At 33.2% G+C, this 26,707-nt stretch carries 25 protein-coding genes, 9 tRNA genes and 1 riboswitch; of the genes, 28 read left to right on the top strand and 6 right to left on the bottom strand.

Annotated features, from left to right (window positions below; translation table 11 throughout):
- Window positions 1-29 precede the first annotated feature (29 nt).
- From COJ46_RS23255 to COJ46_RS24730, 20 genes are all read left to right on the top strand, one after another.
- Window positions 30-104 (top strand) — tRNA-Asn (locus COJ46_RS23255).
- A gap of 13 nt (window positions 105-117) precedes the next feature.
- Window positions 118-190, top strand: a tRNA-Thr gene (locus COJ46_RS23260).
- Window positions 191-206: 16 nt separating this feature from the next.
- Window positions 207-281: transfer RNA gene (locus COJ46_RS23265), tRNA-Glu, on the top strand.
- A 10-nt stretch (window positions 282-291) separates the two neighbouring features.
- Window positions 292-367, top strand: a tRNA-Val gene (locus tag COJ46_RS23270).
- 18 nt (window positions 368-385) lie between these two features.
- A tRNA-Tyr gene (locus COJ46_RS23275) sits at window positions 386-470 on the top strand.
- Between the two features lie 8 nt (window positions 471-478).
- Window positions 479-553: transfer RNA gene (locus COJ46_RS23280), tRNA-Gln, on the top strand.
- Between the two features lie 29 nt (window positions 554-582).
- Window positions 583-655: transfer RNA gene (locus COJ46_RS23285), tRNA-Lys, on the top strand.
- A 16-nt stretch (window positions 656-671) separates the two neighbouring features.
- A tRNA-Gly gene (locus COJ46_RS23290) sits at window positions 672-746 on the top strand.
- 20 nt (window positions 747-766) lie between these two features.
- Window positions 767-842: transfer RNA gene (locus COJ46_RS23295), tRNA-Ala, on the top strand.
- A gap of 240 nt (window positions 843-1,082) precedes the next feature.
- Window positions 1,083-1,982 (top strand): arginase, encoded by a 900-nt coding sequence (gene rocF / locus COJ46_RS23300; RefSeq protein WP_088014518.1) that lies wholly within the window; start codon window positions 1,083-1,085, stop codon window positions 1,980-1,982.
- A 630-nt stretch (window positions 1,983-2,612) separates the two neighbouring features.
- Entirely contained in the window at window positions 2,613-3,431 is an 819-nt protein-coding gene (gene cdaA / locus COJ46_RS23305) for a diadenylate cyclase CdaA (RefSeq protein WP_097978505.1), read from the top strand.
- Window positions 3,424-4,713, top strand: a complete 1,290-nt coding sequence (locus COJ46_RS23310; protein ID WP_097978506.1) for a CdaR family protein — start codon at window positions 3,424-3,426, stop codon at window positions 4,711-4,713. The genes cdaA and COJ46_RS23310 overlap by 8 nt, the downstream gene beginning before the upstream one ends.
- A gap of 13 nt (window positions 4,714-4,726) precedes the next feature.
- A complete protein-coding gene (gene glmM / locus COJ46_RS23315; RefSeq protein WP_097978507.1) occupies window positions 4,727-6,070 on the top strand; it encodes a phosphoglucosamine mutase in 1,344 nt (447 codons plus the stop codon).
- 534 nt (window positions 6,071-6,604) lie between these two features.
- Window positions 6,605-8,407 carry a glutamine--fructose-6-phosphate transaminase (isomerizing) gene (gene glmS, locus COJ46_RS23320; RefSeq protein WP_097978508.1) on the top strand — a complete coding sequence of 601 codons (1,803 nt, stop codon included), beginning with the start codon at window positions 6,605-6,607 and terminating at the stop codon, window positions 8,405-8,407.
- Between the two features lie 675 nt (window positions 8,408-9,082).
- Window positions 9,083-9,493, top strand: coding sequence for a hypothetical protein (locus COJ46_RS23325; protein WP_098566386.1), 411 nt, complete (start codon window positions 9,083-9,085; stop codon window positions 9,491-9,493).
- 1 nt (window position 9,494) lies between these two features.
- Complete coding sequence (locus tag COJ46_RS23330; RefSeq protein WP_097978510.1) at window positions 9,495-10,163, top strand: PspA/IM30 family protein; 669 nt, start codon at window positions 9,495-9,497, stop codon at window positions 10,161-10,163.
- A 148-nt stretch (window positions 10,164-10,311) separates the two neighbouring features.
- Window positions 10,312-10,986: a response regulator transcription factor gene (locus COJ46_RS23335; protein ID WP_097978522.1), complete on the top strand. Its 675-nt coding sequence runs from the start codon at window positions 10,312-10,314 to the stop codon at window positions 10,984-10,986.
- A complete protein-coding gene (locus COJ46_RS23340; protein WP_286145540.1) occupies window positions 10,976-12,388 on the top strand; it encodes a sensor histidine kinase in 1,413 nt (470 codons plus the stop codon). Before COJ46_RS23335 ends, COJ46_RS23340 begins: the two co-directional genes overlap by 11 nt.
- A gap of 151 nt (window positions 12,389-12,539) precedes the next feature.
- Window positions 12,540-12,956, top strand: coding sequence for a methylglyoxal synthase (gene mgsA, locus COJ46_RS23345; protein WP_097978524.1), 417 nt, complete (start codon window positions 12,540-12,542; stop codon window positions 12,954-12,956).
- A 90-nt stretch (window positions 12,957-13,046) separates the two neighbouring features.
- The gene (locus COJ46_RS24730) at window positions 13,047-13,211 is read left to right on the top strand and encodes a hypothetical protein (RefSeq protein ID WP_176522648.1); all 165 of its coding nucleotides are present in this window, start codon (window positions 13,047-13,049) and stop codon (window positions 13,209-13,211) included.
- Between the two features lie 56 nt (window positions 13,212-13,267).
- Here COJ46_RS24730 and COJ46_RS23350 read toward each other — a convergent pair whose 3' ends face one another.
- Window positions 13,268-14,347, bottom strand: coding sequence for a copper resistance D family protein (locus COJ46_RS23350; RefSeq protein WP_098566387.1), 1,080 nt, complete (start codon window positions 14,345-14,347; stop codon window positions 13,268-13,270).
- Window positions 14,344-14,868, bottom strand: a complete 525-nt coding sequence (locus COJ46_RS23355) for a copper resistance CopC family protein (protein WP_098566388.1) — start codon at window positions 14,866-14,868, stop codon at window positions 14,344-14,346. Before COJ46_RS23355 ends, COJ46_RS23350 begins: the two co-directional genes overlap by 4 nt.
- Window positions 14,869-15,200: 332 nt before the next feature.
- Here COJ46_RS23355 and COJ46_RS23360 point away from each other — a divergent pair, with 332 nt between their 5' ends.
- Together COJ46_RS23360 and COJ46_RS23365 are read left to right on the top strand one after the other, a co-directional pair.
- Complete coding sequence (locus tag COJ46_RS23360) at window positions 15,201-16,565, top strand: alkaline phosphatase (RefSeq protein WP_098566389.1); 1,365 nt, start codon at window positions 15,201-15,203, stop codon at window positions 16,563-16,565.
- A gap of 63 nt (window positions 16,566-16,628) precedes the next feature.
- Window positions 16,629-17,300: an META domain-containing protein gene (locus COJ46_RS23365; RefSeq protein WP_097978514.1), complete on the top strand. Its 672-nt coding sequence runs from the start codon at window positions 16,629-16,631 to the stop codon at window positions 17,298-17,300.
- Window positions 17,301-17,346: 46 nt separating this feature from the next.
- Here the strand turns inward: COJ46_RS23365 and COJ46_RS23370 are convergent, their stop codons facing one another.
- Window positions 17,347-17,712: a winged helix-turn-helix transcriptional regulator gene (locus tag COJ46_RS23370; protein ID WP_097978515.1), complete on the bottom strand. Its 366-nt coding sequence runs from the start codon at window positions 17,710-17,712 to the stop codon at window positions 17,347-17,349.
- A gap of 423 nt (window positions 17,713-18,135) precedes the next feature.
- Here COJ46_RS23370 and COJ46_RS23375 point away from each other — a divergent pair, with 423 nt between their 5' ends.
- From COJ46_RS23375 to COJ46_RS23385, 3 genes are all read left to right on the top strand, one after another.
- A complete protein-coding gene (locus COJ46_RS23375) occupies window positions 18,136-19,338 on the top strand; it encodes an MFS transporter (RefSeq protein ID WP_097978516.1) in 1,203 nt (400 codons plus the stop codon).
- A gap of 39 nt (window positions 19,339-19,377) precedes the next feature.
- Window positions 19,378-20,208, top strand: coding sequence for an aldo/keto reductase (locus tag COJ46_RS23380; protein WP_097978517.1), 831 nt, complete (start codon window positions 19,378-19,380; stop codon window positions 20,206-20,208).
- 297 nt (window positions 20,209-20,505) lie between these two features.
- Entirely contained in the window at window positions 20,506-21,390 is an 885-nt protein-coding gene (locus COJ46_RS23385; RefSeq protein ID WP_098566390.1) for a TVP38/TMEM64 family protein, read from the top strand.
- A 114-nt stretch (window positions 21,391-21,504) separates the two neighbouring features.
- On the opposite strand, the gene COJ46_RS23390 is transcribed toward COJ46_RS23385, so the two are convergent.
- Both COJ46_RS23390 and COJ46_RS23395 read right to left on the bottom strand, forming a co-directional pair.
- Complete coding sequence (locus COJ46_RS23390; RefSeq protein ID WP_069033916.1) at window positions 21,505-21,813, bottom strand: magnetosome magnetite crystal formation protein family; 309 nt, start codon at window positions 21,811-21,813, stop codon at window positions 21,505-21,507.
- Window positions 21,814-21,926: 113 nt separating this feature from the next.
- Entirely contained in the window at window positions 21,927-22,571 is a 645-nt protein-coding gene (locus tag COJ46_RS23395; protein WP_097978519.1) for a TVP38/TMEM64 family protein, read from the bottom strand.
- Window positions 22,572-22,747: 176 nt separating this feature from the next.
- Between COJ46_RS23395 and COJ46_RS23400 the strand changes: the two genes are divergently transcribed.
- From COJ46_RS23400 to COJ46_RS23410, 3 genes are all read left to right on the top strand, one after another.
- The gene (locus COJ46_RS23400) at window positions 22,748-23,134 is read left to right on the top strand and encodes a DoxX family protein (RefSeq protein ID WP_097978520.1); all 387 of its coding nucleotides are present in this window, start codon (window positions 22,748-22,750) and stop codon (window positions 23,132-23,134) included.
- Between the two features lie 162 nt (window positions 23,135-23,296).
- Entirely contained in the window at window positions 23,297-23,764 is a 468-nt protein-coding gene (locus COJ46_RS23405; protein WP_098566391.1) for a DinB family protein, read from the top strand.
- A gap of 755 nt (window positions 23,765-24,519) precedes the next feature.
- Window positions 24,520-25,176, top strand: a complete 657-nt coding sequence (locus tag COJ46_RS23410; RefSeq protein ID WP_097978929.1) for a VC0807 family protein — start codon at window positions 24,520-24,522, stop codon at window positions 25,174-25,176.
- 67 nt (window positions 25,177-25,243) lie between these two features.
- On the opposite strand, the gene COJ46_RS23415 is transcribed toward COJ46_RS23410, so the two are convergent.
- Window positions 25,244-26,182, bottom strand: coding sequence for a cation diffusion facilitator family transporter (locus COJ46_RS23415; protein ID WP_098566392.1), 939 nt, complete (start codon window positions 26,180-26,182; stop codon window positions 25,244-25,246).
- 308 nt (window positions 26,183-26,490) lie between these two features.
- Window positions 26,491-26,664, top strand: a riboswitch (Lysine riboswitch).
- Window positions 26,665-26,707: the final 43 nt, after the last annotated feature.

Raw genomic sequence — 26,707 nt, forward strand, 5'->3', positions numbered from 1 at the left:
AGTAGAACGTCGCTTGGTTTTAAGTTTATTCCGCAGTAGCTCAGTGGTAGAGCACTCGGCTGTTAACCGAGTGGTCGTAGGTTCGAACCCTACCTGCGGAGCCATTTTTAACTTAATGCTTCCATAGCTCAGCAGGCAGAGTACTTCCATGGTAAGGAAGAGGTCACCGGTTCGAGCCCGGTTGGAAGCTTAGGAAAAGTTGTACTGGCCCGTTGGTCAAGCGGTTAAGACACCGCCCTTTCACGGCGGTAACACGGGTTCGAGTCCCGTACGGGTCACCATTTATATTACGGAGGATTAGCTCAGCTGGGAGAGCACCTGCCTTACAAGCAGGGGGTCGGCGGTTCGAGCCCGTCATCCTCCACCATCTAATTTAATAAATACCGGAGGGGTAGCGAAGTGGCTAAACGCGGCGGACTGTAAATCCGCTCCCTGTGGGTTCGGCGGTTCGAATCCGTCCCCCTCCACCATTTATTGTTGGGCTATAGCCAAGCGGTAAGGCAACGGATTTTGATTCCGTCATGCCCTGGTTCGAATCCAGGTAGCCCAGCCATTTTTTTTATTTTATCGTAATTTTATTACGAGCCATTAGCTCAGTAGGTAGAGCATCTGACTTTTAATCAGAGGGTCGAAGGTTCGAATCCTTCATGGCTCACTCTTTTTTTTTATGTGCGGAAGTAGTTCAGTGGTAGAATACAACCTTGCCAAGGTTGGGGTCGCGGGTTCGAGCCCCGTCTTCCGCTCCATTCGCATATACATAAATAGTGGGGCCTTAGCTCAGCTGGGAGAGCGCCTGCCTTGCACGCAGGAGGTCAGCGGTTCGATCCCGCTAGGCTCCACCAATATACATAAAGTTAAACCTTAGTCATTTGACTAAGGTTTTTTGTTGTATATAATCATATGATATAGTAATTCAAAAGCTAAAAATGCATATGTATACAAAAAAATGTCGAGTTGACCCATTTGTTTCAAAAGATTTAAACTATTAATATAATTAATAACTTTAACAGCCAAAAAATTATATTTTTTCAAAATCAAGTAAGCGTTTTCTTTTATGAATTCAATAGATGGGGGAAATAAAAATGTTAAAAGATATTTCAATTATTGGAGTACCACTAGATTTAGGACAAACTAGACGTGGAGTAGATATGGGACCAAGTGCAATTAGATATGCACAATTACACGAACGTATTGAAAGAATGTCTTATCAAGTAGAAGACTTAGGCGATATTTTAGTAGAACGTACACCTGTTAAAGAAGATAATTCAGAACATAATTTAAAGAACTTAAAATCTGTAAAAGAAACATGTGAAAAGCTTGCTGCTGAAGTAGATGAAGTTATTAAAAGAAACAGAATGCCACTAGTACTTGGCGGTGATCATAGTATTGCAATCGGTACATTAGCAGGTGTATCAAAACATTATAATAATCTAGGATTAATTTGGTTTGATGCACATGGAGATTTAAATACTGCTGAAACATCTCCTTCTGGTAATATTCATGGTATGTCATTAGCTGTTTCTTTAGGTCATGGCCACGATTTATTAACGAAAATAGGTGGTTACTTCCCTAAAGTAAAACCAGAGAACGTGATCATTATTGGTGCTCGTGATCTTGATGAAGGTGAAAGAGCAATTATTAAAGAATTAGGAATTAAAGTTTATACAATGCATGAAATTGATAAATTAGGAATGACAAAAGTAATGGAAGAAAGCATTGACCACTTAAAAGGGTGTGACGGTGTACACTTGTCATTAGATCTTGATGGTTTAGATCCAATTCACGTTCCTGGAGTGGGCACACCTGTTCCTGGAGGAATCACTTATAGAGAAGGTCACTTAGCAATGGAAATGTTATCTGATGCTGATATCATTACTTCAATTGAATTCGTAGAAGTTAATCCAATTTTAGACGAAAGAAATAGAACAGCAATCGTTGCCGTTGCATTAATAGGCTCATTATTAGGTGAGAAGTTACTATAATTATTAAATAAAATTCACTAAAGAGAGATTAAAGTTGCGTAGTCAATGTTCAAACAAATTATGGCTATTGATTACAATGCTTAGATCTTAATTGACCACCTACAAACTGATTTATAAACAACTGTTAGATTACACTAAGTAAAGGGTATTTGATTAGGTATTTAATGCAGACTTTTTTTATGAATAAGTTGATTGGAACGAAAGGATGCTCGACTCCTATGGGATAAGCGGGAAGCCTGAGACCCCGTAGGCTCGCCGAGGAGGCTCAGGTCTCGCCCCATGGAAAGCGAGCATCCTGTAGTGGAAATCAACATCACTCTACTCCCTTTACGAAAAATTTCTATTTAATTGACTAGGTTGTTTTTCAACTACAAGAAGCTAGCATTCGCTAGCTTTTTTGTTTTTATAAAAACCGTTTGGGACTGTCCTTCAAGAAAGAAATTATTGTTGGTTATTCTTCTACGAATTTAGATAACTAACATATATAATTCTGTAATTTTGTTTAATATAACTAAAATAGTCGTTAAAGTATTGTTAATATAATTAATAACTCACAAATTTTGTGTATTGCAAAAATATGGTATAATACTCAAGATACAGTTTTATTCTATAGAATTTGGAGGGTAAAAGATGCCTTCTTTACATATAAATTTTTTACAGTATTTACAGAATGGATTAGATATCCTAATAGTCTGGTTTGTTATATATAGATTAATTATCATTATTCAGGGGACGAAGGCAGTCCAACTCTTAAAAGGTGTAACAATCATTATTGTCGTAAAAGTATTAAGCAGCCTATTTGGCTTGCATACTTTACAATTTTTAATGGATCAAGCATTAACATGGGGATTCTTGGCGGTTATTATTATCTTTCAACCAGAATTAAGGAGAGCACTAGAACAGCTTGGACGTGGCCGTTTCTTCTCTAGAACGACAGGTAGTGGAATTAATGACCGAAATGATATTGTTGAGAACATTGCAAAAGCCACTGAATACATGGCTAAACGAAGAATAGGTGCACTTATTTCATTTGAGAGACAAACAGGTATGGGTGACTACATAGAGTCCGGTATTCGTATGAATGCTAATTTATCATCAGAATTATTGATTAATATCTTTATACCAAATACACCACTACATGACGGAGCGGTAATTATACAAGGTGAAAAGATAACAGCAGCAGCCTGTTATTTACCTTTGTCTGAGAGTGCATTTATTTCAAAGGAATTAGGAACGAGACATCGAGCAGCAGTCGGTATCAGTGAAGTTACTGACAGTATTACGATAGTAGTTTCTGAGGAAACAGGTGCAGTTTCAGTAGCAAGGAATGGAAACCTATACAGAGAATTATCAAAAGACGAGCTTATAAACTTATTGAATACTGAACTAAAATCACCAGAAGAGTCCACTACATCTAAATGGAATTGGAAGGTGAAACGTAATGGATAATTTTATGGATAATCGTTGGATATTAAGAGGAATCGCTTTACTAGTAACATTATTACTTTTTATGTCTGTCAATCTAGTTCCACAATCAAGTACATCGGGATTAGGAGACATACCGTTTGTTAATAATAAAGAATTAGTGCGAGACGTACCAGTGACACCTATTTACGATCAACGTAATCTAATTGTAACTGGAATTCCAAAGAATGTTTCAGTGCAATTAGATGGACCAAATAGTATTGTAAAAACTGCTGAAATGAAGAAGGATTTTGAAGTATATTTGGATCTAACTTCTTATGCTTTAGGTACATATGAAGTTCCTTTAAAAATTAGAAATATTTCAGATAAAATAAAGGCAACTATTAAACCAAGAACAGTTAGAGTGACAATTAATGAAAAAATTGAAAAAGCAGTTTCAGTTAAAGTTGTTTATCTAAATGAAAAAAGGATTAAACATGGCTATAAGACAGAAAATGCAATTGTTAAACCTGGTTTAGTGACAATAGTAGGATCAAGAGATGAAGTTTCACAAGTGGCATATGCAACTGTTGGTGTGGATGTTACTGATGCGAATCAGACATTTAGTCAGGTGTTACCTGTTAGATTATACAATAAAAAAGGTGTCCAACTTCCGTTCACTACAAGTCCAAGAAAAGTTGAAGTAACTGTCCCTATTGTTTCTGAAAGTGCTAGCTTCCCGATTAAGTTAGTGCAAACAGGAACACTTAAGGATGGTTTAAAACTAAGTAGTCTTGCTAGTAAAGTTGATGCAATAAGAATTTATGCGTCTAAAGATTGGTTGGACAAGTTTAACGGTCCTATAGAAGTGCCAGTTGACATATCTTCATATAATCAAAGTGGTACATATGAAGTTAATGTACCTACGCCAAATGGAGCATTTAGAGTTGACTCTAGCACGATTAATGTAGACGTTAATTTTGATCAAGAAACGGAAAAGAAATTTAGTAATATCCCTATTAATTTAGTGGGTGAAAATAATCAATTTGAATATAAGTTTACTAAGCCTCCATTAGGAAAAGTAGTAGTTACTGCCAAGGGATTTAAGGATGACTTGGATGCGATTAATCCAAGCGATTTAAATATTACAGCAAAAGTTAGTGGACTAGATCCAGGAACTAGAGATGTAGCGCTTACTATTACCGGCCCTAAAGGAGTTATATATAGTTTAGAGTTTGATACAATAACGATTGAAATTACTGATAAAAAATCTGCTCAAACTGATGAAAATGAGAATTCAGGCGATGTAGGACAGTCATCGAATTAGAAGGAGAGTTAAAATGGGTAAATATTTTGGTACTGATGGTGTACGAGGAGTTGCAAATAAAGAGTTAACTCCTGAATTAGCATATAAAATTGGACGCTGTGGCGGTTATGTATTAACTAAAAACAATGTCAAACCAAAAATAATTGTTGGGCGTGACACACGTGTATCAGGACATATGCTTGAAGGAGCACTAGTTGCAGGTTTATTATCAATTGGTGCTGAAGTTATGAGATTAGGTGTTATTTCTACTCCAGGTGTTGCCTATTTAACAAAAGCACTTGGAGCACAAGCGGGTGTTATGATTTCAGCTTCACATAATCCTGTTGCAGATAATGGGATTAAGTTTTTTGGTCCAGACGGTTTTAAATTGTTGGATGAGCAAGAAGATGAAATTGAAGAGCTAATGGATGCAGAAGTTGATCGTCTACCAAGACCAACTGGAAATGATTTATGTCAAGTTAGTGATTATTTTGAAGGTGGTCAAAAATATCTACAATTCCTTAAAAACACAATTGATGAAGATTTCTCTGGCCTATTAGTTGCTCTAGATTGTGCACACGGTGCCACTTCTTCATTAGCGCCATATTTATTCGCAGATTTAGAAGCAGATATTGTTACAATGGGAACGAATCCTAATGGATTTAATATAAACGATGGTGTAGGTTCTACACATCCTGAAGCTTTAGCAGTTCTTGTAAAGGAAAAAGGTGCTGACATCGGTTTATCATTCGATGGTGATGGAGATCGTCTAATTGCAATCGATGAAAATGGTGAAATCGTTGATGGTGACCAAATAATGTATATTTGTGCAAAATATTTAAATGAAAAAGGTCGTCTAAAACAAAACACAATTGTATCAACTGTTATGAGTAACTTAGGCTTCTACAAAGCAGTAGAAACGAATGGGATGAAAAGTGCAGTTACAGGTGTTGGAGATCGCTATGTAATGGAAGAGATGAGAAAGAATGGCTTCAATCTTGGCGGTGAGCAATCTGGTCACATCATCTTTTTAGATCATATTACGACTGGTGATGGTATGTTAAGTGCGATTCAGCTCGTAAGTATTGTTAAAGAAACAGGTAAAACTTTATCACAATTAGCTGGAGAAATGAAAAAGTATCCACAATTATTAATTAATGTTCGTGTTACAGATAAAAATGAAGCACTTAATAACGAACGCATTAAAGCAATCATTTCAGAGGTAGAAGAAGAAATGAACGGCAATGGTCGCATTTTAGTTCGTCCTTCTGGTACTGAGCCACTTATTCGTGTAATGGCTGAGGCTCCTTCTGAGGCAGAATGTAAACAATATGTTGAACGTATTGTTGCTGTTGTAAAAGAAGAAGTTGGAGAATAATATAAATTAAAAAAATATGCATTGATGAGCACTTTTGTGTAAGTCTATGCATATTTTTGTTATATACAGCTATTCTATAACTTTTTTCAACATATTTTTGTTGACCATTTTTAATACAGTATAGTATAGTTGTTTTATTGTTTTCCTAACAGGGAAGGAGTATAGAAATAATAAAGTATTAAAAAAGCGCCAGAACTACATTAGACGTGAATGTGTAGTTGACGAGGTGGAGTTTTATCGAAGTTTCGGCGGATGACTCCCGGTTGCTGTATCACAACCGAAATTATTTATGTAAAACACATGGGTGACTGTGTGCACAAACGTAAATAATCTGATACACCGTTTAAAACAAAAAAATGAACTCGCTAATGAGCGGAATATGAAAGGTAGGTGGATATTGCTTGTAAGTCCTCTACCATTATTAAACATGACGAGGGAATAGAAAATTAAATAGTTAAACGGTTAGGAAAACAGCGTTCCATTCCTATACATTTTGTATGTCTTGTTTTAGGACTTACTAAGCAATAGTTAATTATGTGTGGAATCGTTGGATATATTGGAAATGATAATGCGAAAGAAATTTTATTAAAAGGTTTAGAGAAATTAGAGTATCGTGGTTACGATTCTGCTGGGATTTCACTTTTAACTGACAATGGTGTAGAAGTTTATAAAGAAAAAGGTAGAATTGCAGTATTACGTAAATCAATCCCTACAAAAACGGACGGAAACGTTGGAATTGGTCATACAAGATGGGCAACGCATGGTGCTCCAAGTAAACGTAATGCGCATCCTCACCAAAGCTCTACTGAACGTTTTACACTTGTTCATAATGGCGTTATCGAGAACGATGTACAATTAAAAAACGATTATTTAAATGATATTGAATTTACAAGTGATACAGATACTGAAGTAATTGTTCAGTTAGTTGAACTGCATATTAAAAAAGGTTTATCTGTGCTTGATGCTTTTAGAGAAACACTTAAGCTTCTGAAAGGTTCATATGCAATTGCATTATTAGATAAACAAAACGATGATGTAATTTATGTAGCAAAAAACAAAAGTCCATTACTAGTTGGTGTTGGTGAAGAGTTTAATGTTATTGCATCTGATGCGATGGCAATGTTACAAATTACTGATCAATTTATTGAATTAATGGATAAAGAGGTTATTTTACTTACTAAAGATCGTGTTCAATTAATGGACCTAAACGGAAATGTTAAAGAACGTTCTCCATATACTGCAGAAATTGATGCTAGCGATATCGAAAAAGGAACTTATCCTCATTTCATGTTAAAAGAAACAGATGAGCAACCTTTAGTAATCCGTAATATTATCCAAAAGTACCAAGATGAAAACGGCGAGCTTGTAATTGACTCAGAAATTAAAGCGGCTTTAGCAGAAGCTGACAGATTATATATTGTTGCTTGTGGAACTAGTTATCATGCTGGTCTTGTTGGAAAACAATTTATTGAAAAAATGGCGGGAGTACCTGTAGAAGTACATGTTGCAAGTGAATTCTCTTACAATATGCCACTGCTTTCAGAAAAACCATTATTCATTTATATTTCACAAAGCGGTGAAACTGCTGATAGTAGAGCATGTTTAGTACAAACAAATAAATTAGGTCATAAAGCAATTACACTTACAAACGTTCCAGGATCAACATTATCACGTGAGGCTGATTTCACTCTTCCTTTACACGCAGGTCCTGAAATCGCTGTTGCATCAACGAAAGCTTACACTGCACAATTAGCAGTACTTGCAATTGTTGCAAATGCTCTTGCAAAAGAAAAAGGAAAAACAGTTAACTTTAACCTAGTTAAAGAACTTGGAATTGTAGCAAATGCAATGGAATCAATTACAAACCAAAAAGAAGAGTTTGAAAAAATTGCTACAGAATATTTAGCTACAACTCGTAATGCATTCTTCATCGGTCGTAACGTAGATTACTTCGTTTGCTTAGAAGGCGCATTAAAACTAAAAGAAATTTCTTACATCCAAGCAGAAGGATTTGCTGGTGGAGAGTTAAAACACGGTACAATTGCTCTAATCGAAGAAGGGACTCCAATCTTCGCATTAGCAACACAAGAATCAGTAAACTTAAACATTCGTGGAAATGTAAAAGAGGTTGTTGCTCGTGGTGCTAACCCTTGTATCATTTCTATGGAAGGATTAAATATGGAAGGCGATCGCTTCATTTTACCAAGAGTACAAGAAGAATTATCTCCAATCCTTTCAGTCGTACCATTACAATTAATTTCTTACTATGCTGCTTTACATCGTGGTTGTGATGTTGATAAACCACGTAATCTTGCAAAATCAGTTACTGTTGAATAATCAAATTAGTAATCTTAAAGTTTATTAAAAAACAGATTTGAAAATAAAAACTGAGCAGGGAGTGTAAAATGATGACCAAATTTAACGATGAAAATATTATCCCTACAAAAGACGATTTTCACGTTAGTGAAGTTGATGAGCGTGTTGTAATAAGAAAACCTATTAAATAACTTTCAATTTAAAATACAGGGGACTAGTGGTGATAACCATTAGTCCTTTTTTTATTTGAACATGATAATAAATACATACAAGGTAAACTTCTGGTGTTTTATAAAAAACAAAAATTTAACAAAACTAAGAATAAACCTAGATCAATCAATCCATCATAAGAATATGGGAAAATTCGCATTTAAATACTAAGCAGGAGTGAAAAATGATGAAAAAAATGTACGATGAAAACTTCATTCCAACAAAAGATGACTTTCATGTTAGTGAAGTTGATGAGCGTGTTGTAATAAGAAAACCAAATCAGGTTGATCTTTAATAGAAGAGAGAAGGGACCGGGTTAATTAATTGAGGCCTATAAATAGATTTACGTAAAAAGAGATAGGAAAGCAGATAAAAATCTGTTACCTATCTTTTTTTAATAAGCAAAACTAATTTTTCGTTTTCACCATAATTTCACCATACTCTATTAGAATTCAATTTATTAAGAAATGAGAGGAGGGAAATAACATGAATAAAAGAGTAAGGAGAATATTTACATGGGTCTCTATAACAGCAGTTTTTGTTTTAGGGGTACATTTTTTTCTTAGATTACTAGGTGGTTTTCATGAAAGACGTTTTGCTGATCAACATTCAATGTACATGGATAGAGACGGTCGAAACGAGTTTAGATCACATCAGATGATGCATGGTCCACACCATTTTCATGACTTTTCTTGGTTTGGTTTAGTATTATTCCTTTTAATCGCATTTGCGGTAGTGACTTTTATCTTTAAAAAATTAGTTAAAAAGGGACAAGCTAGCCAGGTTAATCAAATTTCATTAGATACAACTAGTTTTAACACACCTATAAACAGAACAAACGCAGATTTATTGGATAAATGGGAAAAAAATCTATTATCAAAAAAGGAGAATAAATAAAATGGGCATTTTTAAAAGAATGAAATCAATATCGTTGGCTAAAGTGAATGGAGCATTGGATGGTTTAGAAGATCCAATCTCAATGTTGAATCAATATATAAGAGAAATGGAAGAAGATCTTTTGAAAGGTCAAGAAGCACTCTCTCGTCAAATCTATTTAGAGAATAAGCAAAAAGCACTAATTTTAGAGACAGAAGGGCTGGTAAACAAAAGAAGTGGACAAGCTAAGCTAGCTGTTGAAAATGGAGAAGATTCCATTGCAAAACTGGCAATACAGGAAAAACTTGTTCATGAAAAGCAGCTAAGCCTATATACAGAGCAACTAAATACAATACAAAATCAAACTCAGTCCCTTTATGAAAAATTAGATGAACTGAAAGGTAAATATGATGAATATCTGCATAAGAGACTGTTACTAGTTTCTAGAGCAAACATTGCAAAATCAATTAAACAAATTCAACAAACATCTGTTTCATTTAATTCAGAAACAATCGCCAATGGAATCTCGCGTGCAGAAGATCGAATACTTATGATGGAAGCAGAAGTACAGGCTCAAAATAAATTTGCATATCATAATAACCTATCTAATGGATATAAAGATAACGTAATGAGTGAAGAAATAGAAGAAGAGCTACAAAAGCTAAAACAGCAGGCGGTGGAAACTGCGTAAGGTCATGATCTAAAAGAAATATCGGGGAGCACCGTATTAGTTAGCGGGTGCTTCCTTTTTTTTATAATTGATTTGAAAATGGAAAAGATGAAGAAGACAACCGAAAAAGATAGAGATACTTATATAAAACAAGGGAGTAATTTTGATGATGAATATATTAGTAGCTGAAGATGATTTGAAACTTGGTGAGCTAATAAGTTATATGTTAAAGAAAAAAGCAGGTTATAAAGTAGAATGGGTTACAGATGGAGAAGAAGCTTACTACTACGCTACGAACAACCATTATGATGTATTAATATTAGATTGGATGATGCCAGGTGGAACAGGAATAGAAGTTTGTCATAGGTTACGCAAAGAAGGATATTCAGGAGCGATTTTAATCCTTACAGCAAAAGACGCCCTAGAAGACCGCATTGTAGGACTGGACTCAGGAGCTGATGATTATTTAGTTAAACCTTTTGAAATTGATGAGTTACTAGCTCGATTAAGAGCACTTTCTAGGCGTAATTATGCTCCTATATTAGAGGAAGAAATTCTTATTAGTGATATGATTCTAAATCGTACAAGTCAATCAATCAGAGGTGGAGACACTGAAATACAATTAAGCCCTCGCGAATTTCAATTAGTTGATTTTTTAATACAAAATAAAGGTCAAGTATTACCTCGTGAAATTATTTTGGAGCGTGTATGGGGTTTTGATTCAGATGTTGCAATGAAAACGATTGATGCCACTGTTAAACTTCTTCGAAAGAAACTAGATTTGCTTGGTAAACAAGATTTGCTACAAAGCATTAGAGGGGTAGGATATAAATTTGATAACTAATCTTATTTCTTCTTTACGTGATTTTCGTAATCGCGGAGGAAGAGATGTTTTTAAGCGTACGCAAAATCGCCTAACAATACTATATAGCGGACTTGTTATGCTTTTTCTAATTATATTCATCATCATAGTCTTTGCAGTGTTATATGTAGTCATAATGAATGATCAAAGACGTACAGTGGAATCATTGGCTACTCAAGAAGCAAAGATTATCGAAAACTATATGATTCAAAATCAACAAGGAAACCTCCAAGACGATAACCAAGAAGTAGTTTTAGCAGGTGTCGATCAATTTTTTTATTATGTAGTTAATCCAAATGGCGAATTAATAATGGGACAGGAGGAAATCCCACAATTAAGGTCTAGGCTGTTTGGACAAATAAAAGAATGGATTCCTAAAGGAAAAGAAACCCGAAAATTAAAAATTAAATTAGAACATGAAGAGTTTGAAAAAAAGGACATGAGAAAATTCCATGATCATGAAATACATGTTCCTTCAAATCGAAAAGAGATTAGTTTGATGGTTTCAGGTAAACCACTATTTTATAAGGGAAATATCATCGGTACAATCTATGTTGGAAAAGATATATCGGATATTTACCATTTATTCAAATTTGTTGTCATTATACTGGTTGGATTAACAATCGTATTTTCTGGAGTTGCACTATATATCAGTTATTTAATGTCAAAAAAAGCGATGATCCCTATCTTTAAATCATTTAACCGACAGCGCGAATTTGTTGCAGATGCTTCTCATGAATTAAGAACACCATTAAGCGTTTTATTATCGTCGATTGATGCAATGGAAATGACGATTGATACTGAGAAAGATGATTTTTCTCGAAAGCTTTTATTTAATATGAAAGACGAAGTAAAAAGGATGACAAACTTAGTCAGCGGATTATTAACTTTAGCTCGTTCAGACTTGGATCAAGTTGAAATTAAATTAGAGAAGTTTGAATTTCGTTCCATTGCAGAAAAGGCGATAGTATCTCTGCAACCGTTAGCTGCATCCAAACAAATTAATTTAAACTTAACTGCTCCAGAGAATGTAGTCGCTGAAGGAGACTCTGAAAAGTTATCACAGCTCTTATATATATTAATAGATAATGGGATTAAGTATACACCTATTGGAGGAGAGGTCCAGTTAGTTCTTTCGGATAAAGAAAATGAACTATGTATCCAAGTAACAGATACTGGTATTGGGATTAAACCGGAAGACCATGCCCGAATATTTGATCGTTTTTATCGATCTGATAAATCAAGATCTAGACAAATCGGTAGCCATGGTTTAGGCTTGGCGATTGCAAAATGGATTGTGGAAATTCATAATGGAACTATTCAAGTAAATAGTGAAGTGGGAAAAGGAAGTACGTTTACTATTCGGATTCCAACTTCTAAATAATAGTAAAAAGGCATAAGCAAGAGTAGAATAACCAATACAAAGAAGTAAAAAATATATAAAGGTTAAATTTGAATGGAGTCGTTTCCGATTGTTTTTACGAACAATTGCCGAAATTAAAATCCATTTTTCCGAAAAGAGAGGAATGTTGACGTTGAAAATTGCTTTCATTGCACACGATCAAAAGAAAAAAGAATTAGTAAATTTTGCAATGGCATATGAATCTATTTTATCTAAACATGAATTATATTCAACAGGAACAACTGGAACAAAAATAATGGAAAATACAAATTTAAAAATACATCGATTTAATTCTGGACCGCTTGGGGGAGATCAGGAAATCGGTGCCTTAATCGCGAAGAATTTGATGGATATTGTTATCTTCTTTCGCGATCCACTTACAGCGCAACCGCATGAACCAGATATTTTGGCTTTAATTCGTTTATGTGATGTTTACTCAATCCCTTTAGCAACAAACATGGGTACAGCAGAAATTTTAATTCATGGTCTAGAGCGAGGGGACTTAAAGTGGAGAAACATCGTACATGATAAACAAATTCGAGAAAGATAAGCAAAAAATCCTAAAAAAGATGTCGTAATCGAATAATTAACTTTGATGAAGGAAAAAGTAATTCTAGTTCAGTTGAAAAGGAGGTTTATGATGGATACTCAAGAATTTGGACATACACATGATACAGGTGAAACAGTAAAGATTTCGGGCTATTATACTGATAAAGACGGGGAACATATTGAATTACAAGCAGGACAAAAATTCCCTAACTGTCCTTCATCAGGAAAGCCAACTAAATGGAGACACGGACGTTAAAACTAGATAATAAAGTAAAAAAGATTGTACTTAAATACATAGTACAATCTTTTTTTCTAAACCGATACGCTATACATTAGACCAAGATACATTGTAATCACAAAGCAAAGACTAAATAAAATTGGTAGCATGATTTTTGTCTTTTTCATAAAGCTGATGGCTAATAACACTAGGAAGATGATCGACATACTCATTAACATCATTCCTTCTACCGTAAAAGTAAAAGCTATTCTAATAGGTAAAGTAATATCAATCCCCATAATCCATTCAATCCATTTAGACGGACCCTCATTTTGCAAAGTTAAATTAATATTATGCGGTGGAGATTTAGTACCCATAATAGCTGTAAAAAAGAACACAATTATGATGGTAATATACTCTACTTTTAACCAACTACGAATATTACTCATAGTGCCTTCAGCGGACTTCCTCATTAGTACACCATTGAAAAAAGCAAAAAACAATATTGGAATAATGCTAATGTGCTTCAAGACTAACATCTGTCCATAAGGAAGTAACCAAGCATTCGTATAGTCTTTCAATTTGACGACTTCTAGCATTAAGACTACACCACTAATGAAAATAATAACGACACATATGATGGCTAAAGGTGTAAACCATTTCAAGAATCTACCATAGTTATTCGTGTCCTTAGCTAGCCAAGTGATATTAAATAGAATTCCACTCCAAATAGAAACCATTAGAAAATGACTACTTTGAAAGATAAAACCCGTCCAAAAATTCATAGAGGTTATATGACCTGCATAACCGATACTTAAAATCATCATGAATAACCAAAAGAAATTAAAAAACCTTTTGCCATCGCTATAAATATTAATGACAAGCATAATGGCAAACATACTCGAGTAAATCCATGCATTACCTACAGCTGTTTTTATGAAAACAGAATATATAGCTGTTTTAAGATGAACATCATCTAGGAAAAAAGTAATAATTCGAATAGCAGGAAATAGTGAAAAGAATAATATACCGATAATAACCAAATAAACAGTACCTTTCGAAATACTGATTGTTGGTTTTTTATCTGACGGTACAAAATCTAATACAAACTTTCCTGCTAATATCGAATAAAGGATATATGTTATGAACTCCGTGATCGGAACGATATAACTCATTTTCTATTCCAAAGAACAACTCCACCAACCATTAACGCGATTCCAAATAGCCCGATTGCAATTAATGGAATAAGATATTTGGATCTTTCTTTTTTAGGAGTAGCCTCTTTTTGTTTTTCTTTAGCTGGCGTTTGATCTTTAACTACTTTGTCAGTTGTTTTAGTTTCAGCTTGCTTTAATTGCACTTTGAAAGGAATTTGACCTGTTATTGGATGACCATCTTCACTTACTACTTTCCATTCAATCTTATAATCACCATTTTCTAAACCATTTGGTAGATCAGCAATTAATTTATTACCTTTAATAGAAACATTTGTAACAGCTGTAGCAGACCCAGTTTTATATAATTTGATTGTACCTAATTGCTCAAGAGCCTCTTCAAATTCAAGCGTAATTTGTTTAGTTGGTTCAGTGATAATTTGCCCATTTGATGGATTAGAAGAAACAAGCTTAGTATGCGCACTTGCCATAGTTGGGAATAAAAATAGCAGTAAAATAATGATTGATAAACCTTTTTTCATATAAATCTCCTTCTTATGTAAAAATTTGTGCTTAATTTAATATAATGTAAAAACTTGTAATTATGAAATATTATTATTTTTGTTAAATTAACCACTCTATTCAATTAGACATTTTAGTTCAAAAATGTGATGTATTTGTGAAGAAGACGCAGCTAGTCGGTACATATTTGTAATCCTATCAAAAAGTAGTAGTTAGTTTTAATTAAGAAAATTAATTTATTAAAAACAATTCTTAATACTCTATTTACAGAACCTCCAAAGTAAATTAATAAAATTTCATTAAAATTAAGAGGTAAAATATAATGAAATTTTAATTTTTAGGGGGATTTTTTATGTTCAGAAACAAACTTAAGAAAAAGTTAATTCCAGTGGCAGTGCTTTCAACAATGGCATTTGGTTCGTTTATTGGTTCATTTGCAAATCATACAGTACAAGCTAAGGAAACAAACAAGAATGAAATTAGAAATGTGATCTTTTTAATTGGTGATGGAATGGGTGTTTCATACACAACTGCTTATCGTTATTTAAAAGATGATCCAAAAACAAAAGAAGTTGAACAAACAGAATTCGATCATTATTTAGTAGGCCAACAAATGACATATCCTGAGGATCCAAAGCAAAATATTACTGACTCTGCTGCAGCGGCAACAGCTATGTCAGCGGGGGTTAAAACCTATAATGCAGCAATAGGTGTAGATAATGATGGGTCAAGAGTAAAAACAGTACTAGAGGCTGCAAAGGAAAAAGGAAAAGCAACAGGGCTTGTAGCTACTTCAGAAATTACCCATGCTACACCGGCGTCTTATGGAGCTCATGATGTAAGTCGTAAAAATATGAATGCTATTGCGGATGATTATTATGATGAACTAATTAAAGGTGGACATAAAATAGATGTCATGCTTGGTGGCGGATTAAGTAATTTTGTACGAGGAGATCGTGATTTAACAAAGCAATTTATAAAAGATGGATACTCTTATGTAACGAATAAAAATCAAATGCAAAAAGATAAAAACGATAAAGTATTAGGTTTATTTGCTCCTGGTGGAATGCCAAAGATGATCGATCGTGATGATTCAATGCCATCATTAAGCGATATGACAAATACAGCAATTGATAAATTAAGCAGAGATAAAGATGGATTCTTTTTAATGGTAGAAGGTAGTCAAATTGATTGGGCTGGACATGATAACGATATCGTTGCAGCAATGAGTGAAATGGAAGACTTTGAAAAAGCGTTTAAAGCTGCAATTGAATTTGCTAAAAAGGACAAGCATACATTAGTCGTTGCAACAGCAGACCATTCAACAGGCGGATATTCTATTGGGGCAAAAGGTGATTACAATTGGTACGGCGCACCGATTGCTGCAGCTAAACGTACTCCTGATTTCATGGCAGAACAAATTAGTAAAGGCGCAGATGTAGAAAAAACATTAAAATCGAACATTAACTTAGAATTGAAGCCTGAAGAAATTCAATCTGTAAAAAAAGCGGCAGAGTCAAAAAATATGTTAGAGATTGATAATGCAATCGAAACAATTTTTGATAACCGTTCAGTAACTGGTTGGACTACAGGTGGTCACACAGGTGAAGACGTAAATGTTTATGCTTATGGCCCTGGTAGCCAACTATTTGCAGGGAAAATTGATAATACTGACCAAGCAAAAAACATCTTTAGTATTTTAAAGAATGGTAAATAAGTAAAAAATCAGATCCCGTTAAATGACTCATTTAACGGGATTTAAGGATGAAAGGGGATTTTTATGAAAAAATTGATTCCATTTATTTTACTTTCTTTAATGCTTTCAGGATGTAGCTTAGTTCAGAAGGAGAAAACAACTGCTTCAGCAGAGAATATAAAAAATGTCTCTACAATCTCCAAAAGCCGAGCAAAGTCATTAAACGATGTATATGTGCCAAATCCACAGGTTTCAGATGATACGAATTTACTTCTTAAAGGTCAAACACTGAAAGATGAAAAAGGTGAAGTTACTTTAGAAGGCATTGCTAAATTAAATAAGTCTTACACAATTGGGCCAATCAAAATGAAAATTAAACAGATTAAGTTGATTAAAAATTTACCGACCTATTCTTTAATGGATTATTTTCATTATTATACAGAAAGCTATGAAAGTTTTCGATTCGTTAAGGTTGAGGTAGAAATCATTAATCACGCGAATAAACAATTAAACTTTGGTCCAGTTGCCCATTTAATGACAAGTAATAATGAAGTAAAGGAATTCAAAGATGACTTCTATATTGAATATTTAGGTGGGGAAATCAATCCTAATAGTTCAAAGCAAGGAGCAATGGGATTTATAGTCGATCATACTGATCCTAGCTTGAAATGGATTGAGGTAACAACTAGTGATGTATTAGATGATCAACATAAAGTAATTGCGAAAGCACAAAAAATAAAAGTAGATTTTCAATAGATTGCAGAAAAAAACTCCTTTCTTAAAAGAAAAAGGAGTTTTTTATTTAAAGGGTTACTTCATCCTCAACTGGTGGAAGAAGTACTTCACTTTTGTCTGGATACATATGTTCAATGTGGTTTTCTCCCCAAGAGCATAGTAAGTCTAATACTTCTTTTAAAGACCATCCGTAATCCGTTAAGGAATATTCCACTTTTGGCGGAACCTGATTAAATACTTTTCGGTGAACGATATTGTCTTCCTGCAATTCCTTTAGCTGCTGAGTTAACATTTTTTGAGTAATGTTCGGCATTAATTTTTTTAATTGAGAAGTTCTTTTTGTACCTTTTGTCAAATGACAAAGAATCACAACCTTCCATTTACCACCGATTACATCTAATGAAGCTTCAACTGGAATATTGTATTTTTTCATTTTCTCCTCTCCTTCTTTCATTTTTATCAAAACTACGAAACATATTTTTAATGATTCAAATATCATAACATTCTCTATGCAAACTGTGTAGTTTCTAGTTCGGTAAAAAACTTTTTTGTAAATTTTTCTCTGTTTTAAACCTTTATTCGCTTAAATGTTACTAAAAAGTAACTATATCACTTCAAAGTACATACTTCTTTTACTTAATCCTATCGCTCATAATGACAATAGTTAATTGATTAACACACATTTACGAAAAGTATTTCTTCCATTGTTACTTAAATGTATAAAGGAAGACGTTAATCATTTATTATTTCTTTTCAATTATGTTTTGAATGACAATGAGACTTTATTCAGGCGCCATGTCACTTTGTATTCAAACTAATAATAAAACTCACAATAAAAATAACAAGGAGGAATTTTATGAGTTCGACTGCTGCTTCGATTAAAGTGCAAGAGAAAAAAAGTGGCACTCCCGCGTTAATGGCTCTTGCCATTAGTGCATTTGGTATCGGAACAACTGAATTTGTTCCCGTTGGTTTATTATCAACTCTAGCTGGTGATTTGAAAATATCAATTACATTAGCAGGATTATTAATTTCTGGATATGCGATGGGTGTTGCTTTTGGAGCACCAATTTTAACGGCATTAACAAATAAGATTGGCCGAAAAACGTTATTAATGCTTTTAATGATTATTTTTATAGTAGGTAATAGCGTTGCTGCCTTTTCGACTAGTTTTGGCCTATTGTTAGTTGCTCGAATCATTACTTCATTTTCACATGGGGTGTTCTTTTCGATCGGTTCAACAATTGCAGCGGATGTAGTTCCTGAAAACAAACGTGCAAGTGCGATTGCATTCATGTTTACGGGCTTAACTGTTGCAACTGTAACAGGAGTTCCATTAGGCACATTTATTGGTCAGCATTTTGGTTGGAGATCTACTTTTGGAGCTGTGGCATTATTAGGTGTGATTGCAATTATTGCAATTGCAATTTTAGTTCCGAAAACAATTAAACAACCGCCAGCTTCAAAATTAAGTGATAACCTGAAAGTTTTAAAAAATGGACCATTACTTTTAGCATTTGCTATTACAGCATTAGGATATGGAGGTACATTTGTAGCATTCACATACTTGTCACCAATCCTTGAAAAAATCACCGGCTTTGCTCCAAACTCTGTAAGTATGATCTTACTTGTTTATGGAATTGCAGTAGCACTTGGTAATACGATTGGTGGAAAAGCGGCAAATAAAAATCCTTTAAAAGCACTAACATGGATGTTTGCTGTTCAAGCAATTGTTCTCATCATTCTATCGTTTACGGCACCGTTTAAAATAGTAGGGATTGTAACGATTTTCTTCTTAGGCTTACTTGCTTTTATGAATGTACCTGGTCTACAAATTTATGTTGTGAAATTAGCTGAGAAGTATGTTCCTTCTGCTGTAGATATTGCATCAGCGCTAAATATAGCAGCATTCAACGTAGGTATTGCAATTGGAGCATTTATTGGCGGTTTAGTCGTAGATACAATCGGGTTGATTCATACACCATGGATTGGTGGAATCATGGTATTCGGAGCAGTTCTGTTAAGCATCTGGAGTGCTTCTTTAGAAAAGAAAAAGTAAATTTTTAAAAAAATATTATATAAAAAAGGGAGAAATAAAATGAATAATTTAGTTAAATTAAATAATGGTTTAGAAATGCCAGTAATTGGGTTAGGAGTTTTCCAAGTAGAAGATGGACAAGTCGTAATTGATTCTGTAAAAGCTGCAATACGAAATGGGTACCGTAGTATCGATACTGCAGCGATTTATCAAAACGAAGAAGGTGTGGGGCAAGGAATTAGAGAAGCTCTTGAAGAAAATGGTCTAAAACGTGAAGACTTATTTATTACATCAAAGGTATGGAATGCTGATCTAGGCTACCAATCAACTATCGATGCTTTCGAATTAAGTTTGAAAAAACTAGGTCTTGATTATTTAGATCTATATTTAATCCACTGGCCTGTAGAAGGTAAATATGTTGAATCATGGAAAGCACTTGAAACACTATACAAAAATGGAAAAGTAAAAGCAATTGGAATGAGTAACTTCCAAATTCATCACTTGAAAGAAGTAATGGCGAATGCTGAAATAATGCCTATGATCAATCAAGTTGAGTTACATCCTATGTTAAGTCAAGTTGAACTAAGAGAATTTTTAAAAGCAAACTCAATTCAAGTAGAAGCATGGGCTCCATTAATGCAAGGACAATTATTTGAAAATGAAACATTACTACAAATAGCAAACAAACATAATAAATCAATTGCTCAAGTTGTATTACGATGGCATTTACAAAACGGTGTAGTGATCATACCAAAATCAATCAAAGAACACCGCATTCAAGAAAACGCAAATATTTTAGATTTTGAACTAACAGAAGAAGATATGAACCAAATCAACTCTCTGAACCAAAACCACCGTGTTGGTCCAGACCCAGACAATTTTGATTTTTAATTAAATAATAAAACAAAACGACTGTCAAAAAGATGACAGTCGTTTTTTTATTTAATCGAATGAGGCCGTTTGATTATCATAAAATATTTATTTTCTATATAAAACCATAGAGGCATTTTATCATAAATGTTGAATATTTGAATATAAATTCATTTTAAAAAAACTTCCTTAATGTAAGACCTAAGACTTACTAAGTTTAATACTTAAGTGCGTTTTAAACTGTATATTAAATCGTTACGATTAGAGTAACGAAAAATACTGAAGAACGGTCAAGCAGTAGTATAGGAGTTGATAACATTGAAGAAAGAAAATAAACAGTTTAATACAATGAAAGAAATTACGTTACACATAGTATTAGCTACAATATCAATCTTAATATTAGTCACTAGTTTACCTACTGTCGTAACGATCTATAAAATATCATTTATTTTTGCAATCATGGGAATTCTGCTACTAGATTTCTATCTAGTTGTATCGAATCATAAAAAGTTTTTAAAGGTTACAAAGATAGTATTCATTAGTTTACTACTTTGTATATCAGTAGTTGGAATTCTATTTTATGCTAGTCAATTTCTAATATTCGTAGATAAGTACGGAGTTGAGCGAGTATTAACCAATCATATTACAACTGCAAAGTTATTATTTTTCTTAATCTGTTTATTTCAACCGATTTTTTTACCTTTACCAGAAGCACTTACTATTCCTGCGGGTAGTGCTGTAATCGGATCGTTTACAGGAGCGTTAATTGGATTCTTAGGTTCAACTTTAGGTATTGTCATTATGTATTTCTTAGCAAGAATAGGTGGACTTAAATTAGTTTTAAAGTTTGTTAAAGAAAGACAGTTAAAAAAATACCAGGAATATGTCAAAAAAAATGAAACAATTATTTTAACTTTAATGTTTATCATTCCGATTTTACCTGATGAAATTATTTGTGTCGGGGCAGGAATTAGTAAAGTATCTTTCAAAAAGTTTCTTTTAATTGCTTCGATTTCAAAATTAATTACATCATCTCTACTTTCATACTCTGTCTATTTGGCTAAATTTTTCTCTTTAACAACATCGCAAATAGCTTTAACTAGCTCCATTTTAATTACCTGCATCTTATCTTTATCATTAATGATTAAGAAATCAATTAAACGAACTAATTCAAAAGAAGCTTATGTAACACAAAGTGAATAATAAAAAAAGGCAATGTAATGGTTTAATATTACATTGCCTTTTTACTTATTAAGAATAATTACGTTTGTCGAAATTGAAAATTTCCTGAGAAATAATGTAGAAAACATGACGAATTTACATCAATACTTTAATACCTTGAACAATATTCCATATAAAGACAATTAAATTAACAATGAATGCTAATATAAATCCACCGATAAGAGCAAAACCTGCACCATCACCAAAAGTATTAAAAGTGAAAAGGGAAATAATCGCTAAAATAATAATCGTTAGAAATGGGAGTATATGTGAAAAAAATGCTCGTTTAGAATGCGATTTTAGTTGTTGATCCTTTGCAACGAAATAAACAATTATAGGGAATAAAAAAGGTGCGAAGAATACGCTAAAATAACATAATGAGGACAAAATCTTATTTGTTTCCATCTTTTTACCTCGATTTCTTAAAAAAGTTTTAATTAATCTTAGTATAGTTTAATTTATATATAAAAATCGATTTATTTATTAACAATTTTTTAAAATACTTAGTTTGAAAAAGTTTAGGCTGAGAAATGTGTATCCTTTTTTTGTCTCTTTTTTAAAGAAATGTAAATGAAAAATCCGACTAAGATTGTAGCAGTAATACAGATTGTAATCCATGGTGAGCCAAGCAAGAAATTTCCGTATAACGTATAAAGAACTGCAATCGGAATATTACCAGCAAACACAATTGCAATATAGGGCAAGTATTTCATATTGGTGGAGGCTGCGATAAAGCATGCACCATCTGTTGGAGCTAGTGGAGTTGCAACTGTTAAGAATAAGTATCTCTTTCGGTTCGAAATAAGCTCTTCAAATAGAGAGGGATATTTATTCTCCATGAATTGCTGGATCGAATCACTTAATATACTTCTACTTAATAGGTAAATAATTGTTTCTGTGATGGCCATTCCGATTAATGATAAGAGAATGGTTTCAAACGTGTGAAAAAACAAGCTACCTACTACAATTAATACAGAGCTAGGAATGAATAGAAAGATTCTTGCACAGAAAATAGCGACAAATAATAGCATTGGGTTGATGGAAGAATTAGCAATAAAATGTTTTATATCTTGCAATGATAAATGAAATAAATGATATCGAATGGCGAGTAGTAGCATTAAAATCCAAAAGCCGATTACAGTTAGTGGAACGACTTTTTTCATGATGTATGCTCTCCTTTTAAGTTAGAAAATCTTCTGTTATAGTATTCTATTCCTCAAATACAAGAAAGCTGATTCATTTTTTAAAAATTAATAATAAAGGTCATAAACATGTCAAAAAATGAATAAAAATAATTATGCACTAAATATCTCAAATTAAAGAGAATTGAGGTGGAGATATGCTTGATGAAGGCCTATTAGTTATTCGACTTGTTTTAGGTATTATTTTATTAGGTCACGGGGTGCAGAAAGTATTTGGTTGGTTTGGTGGTTACGGTATTAAAGGAACTGGACAATGGTTAGAGTCGATTGGAATCAAACCTGGGGCATTTTTTGCTTTTATAACAGGAGCAGCAGAAATCGTAGGTGGATTCTTTGTAGCGGCTGGTGTATATACAGAAATAGGAGCATGGTTGATAATAGTAGTGATGGCAGTAGCAGTATTAAAGGTTCATATAAAGAACGGATTCTGGAATACTTCGAACGGATTTGAGTTTAATCTATTAATTATTGCAGCTGCAGTAGGGTTATTGCTCACTGGTCCAGGATCAATGGTATTATTTTAAGTGATTGATAGTTAATAAGACTGGAGAGAGTCTCACTATTGAGGCTCTTTTTTTGTTTCTTAAATTAACGTTAAAAACAGTCATCTGTTCATGTTTTCATGAAAAATATTCCAATTTCGTGATACGATTATATCAGTAATAAAATTATTTGGAGGGATCAAGATGGCAGATGCTATTTTTGAACAACTTAGGTTTACAAGGGTTTATACATTGAAAGTTCTTGGTTCTGTTGCAAAAGAAGCTGTAGATGTAATACCAGCAGGATTCAATAATAATATTCTTTGGAATGCAGGTCATGTGCTAGGGGCATATGAGCAATTACTTTATGCTAACACTGGTGATGCTGGGAAACTTCCAAAGGAATTCATTAATTTTTTCAAGGGTGGGACTAAACCAGGTGACTGGCAAGCGGAGCCACCATCATATGAGGAAATTGTTACTTTATTAGAAAAGCAAGTTGAACAAGTTATTTCTACATATGAAGGGCGCTTAGATGAAATCATTTCAAAAGAGATGAAACTAGGTAGTTTTGAAATAAAGACAGTTCGAGACATGATTAGCTTTAACATTTTCCATGAAGGGCTACATGCCGGATTAATAAACGGTTTAAAAAGATCACTTGGCCAGTAGAGTTATTTTCTGACATTTTACCGTACATTAAATCTAGGAGTTTATGCTCATAAATTTCAGAGTGTTGAAATATAAAATGGTCAATAGGGAAAACGGACATTAAACGAACATTATTTAACGATGAAATTATCATTTTTTGCATGATCTTTTACAGGTTTTAAATGTTAATATGTTTGGGCAATTTTATGATTCCAATAACACTAGAAATGGTTTTTTTCAGAAGATAAAAAATTATGAGCTAATTTTAAGAAAAAAATTCAATTTGATTAGTTTTATTTTTTTAAGTGTTCGATATTAATTAACCTAAAAACTGATTAATAAACAACTGTTAGGATACTCTAAGTAAAAGCTATTTTATTAGGTTTTTATTATAGACTTTTTTTGATGAATAAGTTGATTGGTACAAAAGGGATGCTCGACTCCTATGGGATTAGCGGGAAGGCTAAAGAATCTCGCCCCATGGAAAGCGAGCATCCTGTAGTGGAAATCAACATCACTCTATTCCTTTTACGGAAATTTGGTTATTTAATTGACAAGGTTGTTTTTCAACAGCGTGAAATCTAGGAGTTTATGCTCCTGGATTTTTTTGTTATAATCATGTTTAACAATTTGTCATTTTGATAGTTTGAAAATTGTGGTAATTCAAAATAAAATATGGCACTTTCTAATTGATTTTTGTTTTTTAGTAACATTAATAATAATATTAACTAGCAATGATTATGACGAAAAAGGCCTAAAAAAACGAGGTTGTATAAATGAAGAAAGAAAGTAATTTAATTATTTACGATCTAATTTTGTATTTAGTATTTCCGCTTGTTTTATATAAAGTTTTACAACACTATTTTAGTGACTATTGGGCGATGCTCTTACCGACGGTTCCAGGGATCTTATATACTTTATTTCGTTTTTGGTATACTAAACAGTTTAATGTTACAGGTATATTTATTATCTCAACATTAACTGTAAGTACTGCCGTTGATTTAATGGCATTAGGTTCTGCGAAAAACTTAATTTTGTACAATGTGTATTATCACTTTGGTGTTGTAGTTGTATTTTTAGTTTTAATGGCTTTGAAAAAGCCATTACCATTTTATTTTATGATTGATATTGCTGCAATACAGGGACAAGATCGTGAAGAAAGTAAAAAATTATATAAACATCCTTCACTATTCAAAGTGTTCCAGTACTTGTTTATCGCATGGATTATTAAAGATATCGTATTTGCTGTTGCACAATGGTGGATGGTTGATACGTATGGATTAAAAGCATATTACTCACGTACAATTATCTTTACAGTTGGTGGATATGTTTTTGGCATAATTATGGCGATCGGCTATGCAATGGTTACGATGAGAGCTCAAAAATTAAAAGGAGACGATTCAGAGCAACCCTCCGATGAAATTATTATTTAGTAAATGTCCTAAAAATAGAATGAACCCCACAAGTTATAAAATCCTTGTGGGGTTTTCTAATGTCCATTTATCCTTTTAATGAATTTCCTACTCCTTGCAATTCCTGCTTTTCTCTAGATGCTGTATTTATGAAATCAAGTTTTTGTATTCTTTCATTTTCTGGTTCGACATGGATTAATATTTTAGGATCTACTAAAACCTGTTTTATTTCTTCTTCTATTTTGTCACATAGTATATGGGCTTCTTCAATGCTCATGTGAGATGGTAATACTAAATGGAAATCTATATGCTCCTCAGCACCCGAACGTCTCGTGCGTAAGTCATGGTATTCGATAAATTGGGATTTAAAAGAATATAATACATTTTCGATTTGTTTTAATTCATTTATAGAAAGCCCAGTATCAAGTAGGGGGGTAAACGACTTACGTCCAAGTTCGATTGATTCTTTCATTATATAAATTGCGATTCCAATTCCAATCAATGCATCGAGAAAATCCCAACCAGTAAGACTGACTAAAATTAAACTTATTGCAACTCCGAGTGATGAATAAACGTCTGTTAATAAATGCAAAGCGTTTGATTGCATTGCAACAGAATGAGTATCATTTCCTACTTTTTGAACGATTTTTCCTACTCTCCAATTGATTAACGCTCCAATTAACATGACGACAACACCGATAATTGGCATCTTAATTGGGGTAGGATGAAGTAGCTTTTCAACAGATTCAATGATAATCCAAATACCAGCTATAAATATTAAGATTGTTTCGACTGTACCTGAAATATTTTCAAACTTACCATGACCATAAGGATGTTCCTTATCAGGTGGTCTGTTTGAAATCCTTACAGAGAAAAAGGCAATGACTGAAGCAACTAAGTCCAATAAAGAATGAATTGCTTCAGAGATAATTGCTACGGAACCAGTAAAAATCCCGACAATTAATTTTAATAAAACGATGAATGTGTTACTACATATTGAGAGTACTGCTATTTTGCTTGAACGCAATCTATTCACCCCTGTCCAATTTTTTCTACTTAAGTTAAGAGTTTTGTAATAAGGCAACAAAAAAGAAAAACCACTAACAGTTTGTTAGTGGTTTGTTTTTTTTTAGATTTAATTTATAATTTTTGAAATGATTTTTCATTTTTGAATCACCTTTTCTCTCGCATAAAACATATTCTATATTATAGATATTATTTTGAAAAGGAAAAGCTGTGTGTATGAAGTGAATATAAATCGACAATATTATTCAAAAATGGTTTGACATCTATTTTTAGACTGTGTTATACATAGACTAATATAAAAAATAACAGTCTATTCGTAGAGGTTGCATTGTATATGAGTATCATTTTAGAGAACTGTGGGTTCTATGACGAAATGAGAAAGGATCCTATGCCGAAGAAATAAATTGCCACACATTTTATTTCTGGGACTACATTTAATAAATGTAGTACTGTCACATGTGTTTGTGAAGAGCTATTGAAGAGATGTGATTGGCTAAGTCCTTTTTTAAAAGCGATAGGCACATGA

The organism is Bacillus sp. AFS077874 (genome assembly GCF_002566505.1).
In the GTDB taxonomy this organism is placed as follows: Bacteria; Bacillota; Bacilli; order Bacillales; family Bacillaceae_G; genus Gottfriedia.

Coding starts and splice junctions, on each gene's coding strand:
- rocF (WP_088014518.1), top strand. CDS start 1,083: ATGTTAAAAGATATTTCAATTATTGGAGTACCACTAGATTTAGGACAA.
- cdaA (WP_097978505.1), top strand. CDS start 2,613: ATGCCTTCTTTACATATAAATTTTTTACAGTATTTACAGAATGGATTA.
- COJ46_RS23310 (WP_097978506.1), top strand. CDS start 3,424: ATGGATAATTTTATGGATAATCGTTGGATATTAAGAGGAATCGCTTTA.
- glmM (WP_097978507.1), top strand. CDS start 4,727: ATGGGTAAATATTTTGGTACTGATGGTGTACGAGGAGTTGCAAATAAA.
- glmS (WP_097978508.1), top strand. CDS start 6,605: ATGTGTGGAATCGTTGGATATATTGGAAATGATAATGCGAAAGAAATT.
- COJ46_RS23325 (WP_098566386.1), top strand. CDS start 9,083: ATGAATAAAAGAGTAAGGAGAATATTTACATGGGTCTCTATAACAGCA.
- COJ46_RS23330 (WP_097978510.1), top strand. CDS start 9,495: ATGGGCATTTTTAAAAGAATGAAATCAATATCGTTGGCTAAAGTGAAT.
- COJ46_RS23335 (WP_097978522.1), top strand. CDS start 10,312: ATGAATATATTAGTAGCTGAAGATGATTTGAAACTTGGTGAGCTAATA.
- COJ46_RS24730 (WP_176522648.1), top strand. CDS start 13,047: ATGGATACTCAAGAATTTGGACATACACATGATACAGGTGAAACAGTA.
- COJ46_RS23350 (WP_098566387.1), bottom strand. CDS start 14,347: ATGAGTTATATCGTTCCGATCACGGAGTTCATAACATATATCCTTTAT.
- COJ46_RS23355 (WP_098566388.1), bottom strand. CDS start 14,868: ATGAAAAAAGGTTTATCAATCATTATTTTACTGCTATTTTTATTCCCA.
- COJ46_RS23360 (WP_098566389.1), top strand. CDS start 15,201: ATGTTCAGAAACAAACTTAAGAAAAAGTTAATTCCAGTGGCAGTGCTT.
- COJ46_RS23365 (WP_097978514.1), top strand. CDS start 16,629: ATGAAAAAATTGATTCCATTTATTTTACTTTCTTTAATGCTTTCAGGA.
- COJ46_RS23370 (WP_097978515.1), bottom strand. CDS start 17,712: ATGAAAAAATACAATATTCCAGTTGAAGCTTCATTAGATGTAATCGGT.
- COJ46_RS23375 (WP_097978516.1), top strand. CDS start 18,136: ATGAGTTCGACTGCTGCTTCGATTAAAGTGCAAGAGAAAAAAAGTGGC.
- COJ46_RS23380 (WP_097978517.1), top strand. CDS start 19,378: ATGAATAATTTAGTTAAATTAAATAATGGTTTAGAAATGCCAGTAATT.
- COJ46_RS23390 (WP_069033916.1), bottom strand. CDS start 21,813: ATGGAAACAAATAAGATTTTGTCCTCATTATGTTATTTTAGCGTATTC.
- COJ46_RS23395 (WP_097978519.1), bottom strand. CDS start 22,571: ATGAAAAAAGTCGTTCCACTAACTGTAATCGGCTTTTGGATTTTAATG.
- COJ46_RS23400 (WP_097978520.1), top strand. CDS start 22,748: ATGCTTGATGAAGGCCTATTAGTTATTCGACTTGTTTTAGGTATTATT.
- COJ46_RS23405 (WP_098566391.1), top strand. CDS start 23,297: ATGGCAGATGCTATTTTTGAACAACTTAGGTTTACAAGGGTTTATACA.
- COJ46_RS23410 (WP_097978929.1), top strand. CDS start 24,520: ATGAAGAAAGAAAGTAATTTAATTATTTACGATCTAATTTTGTATTTA.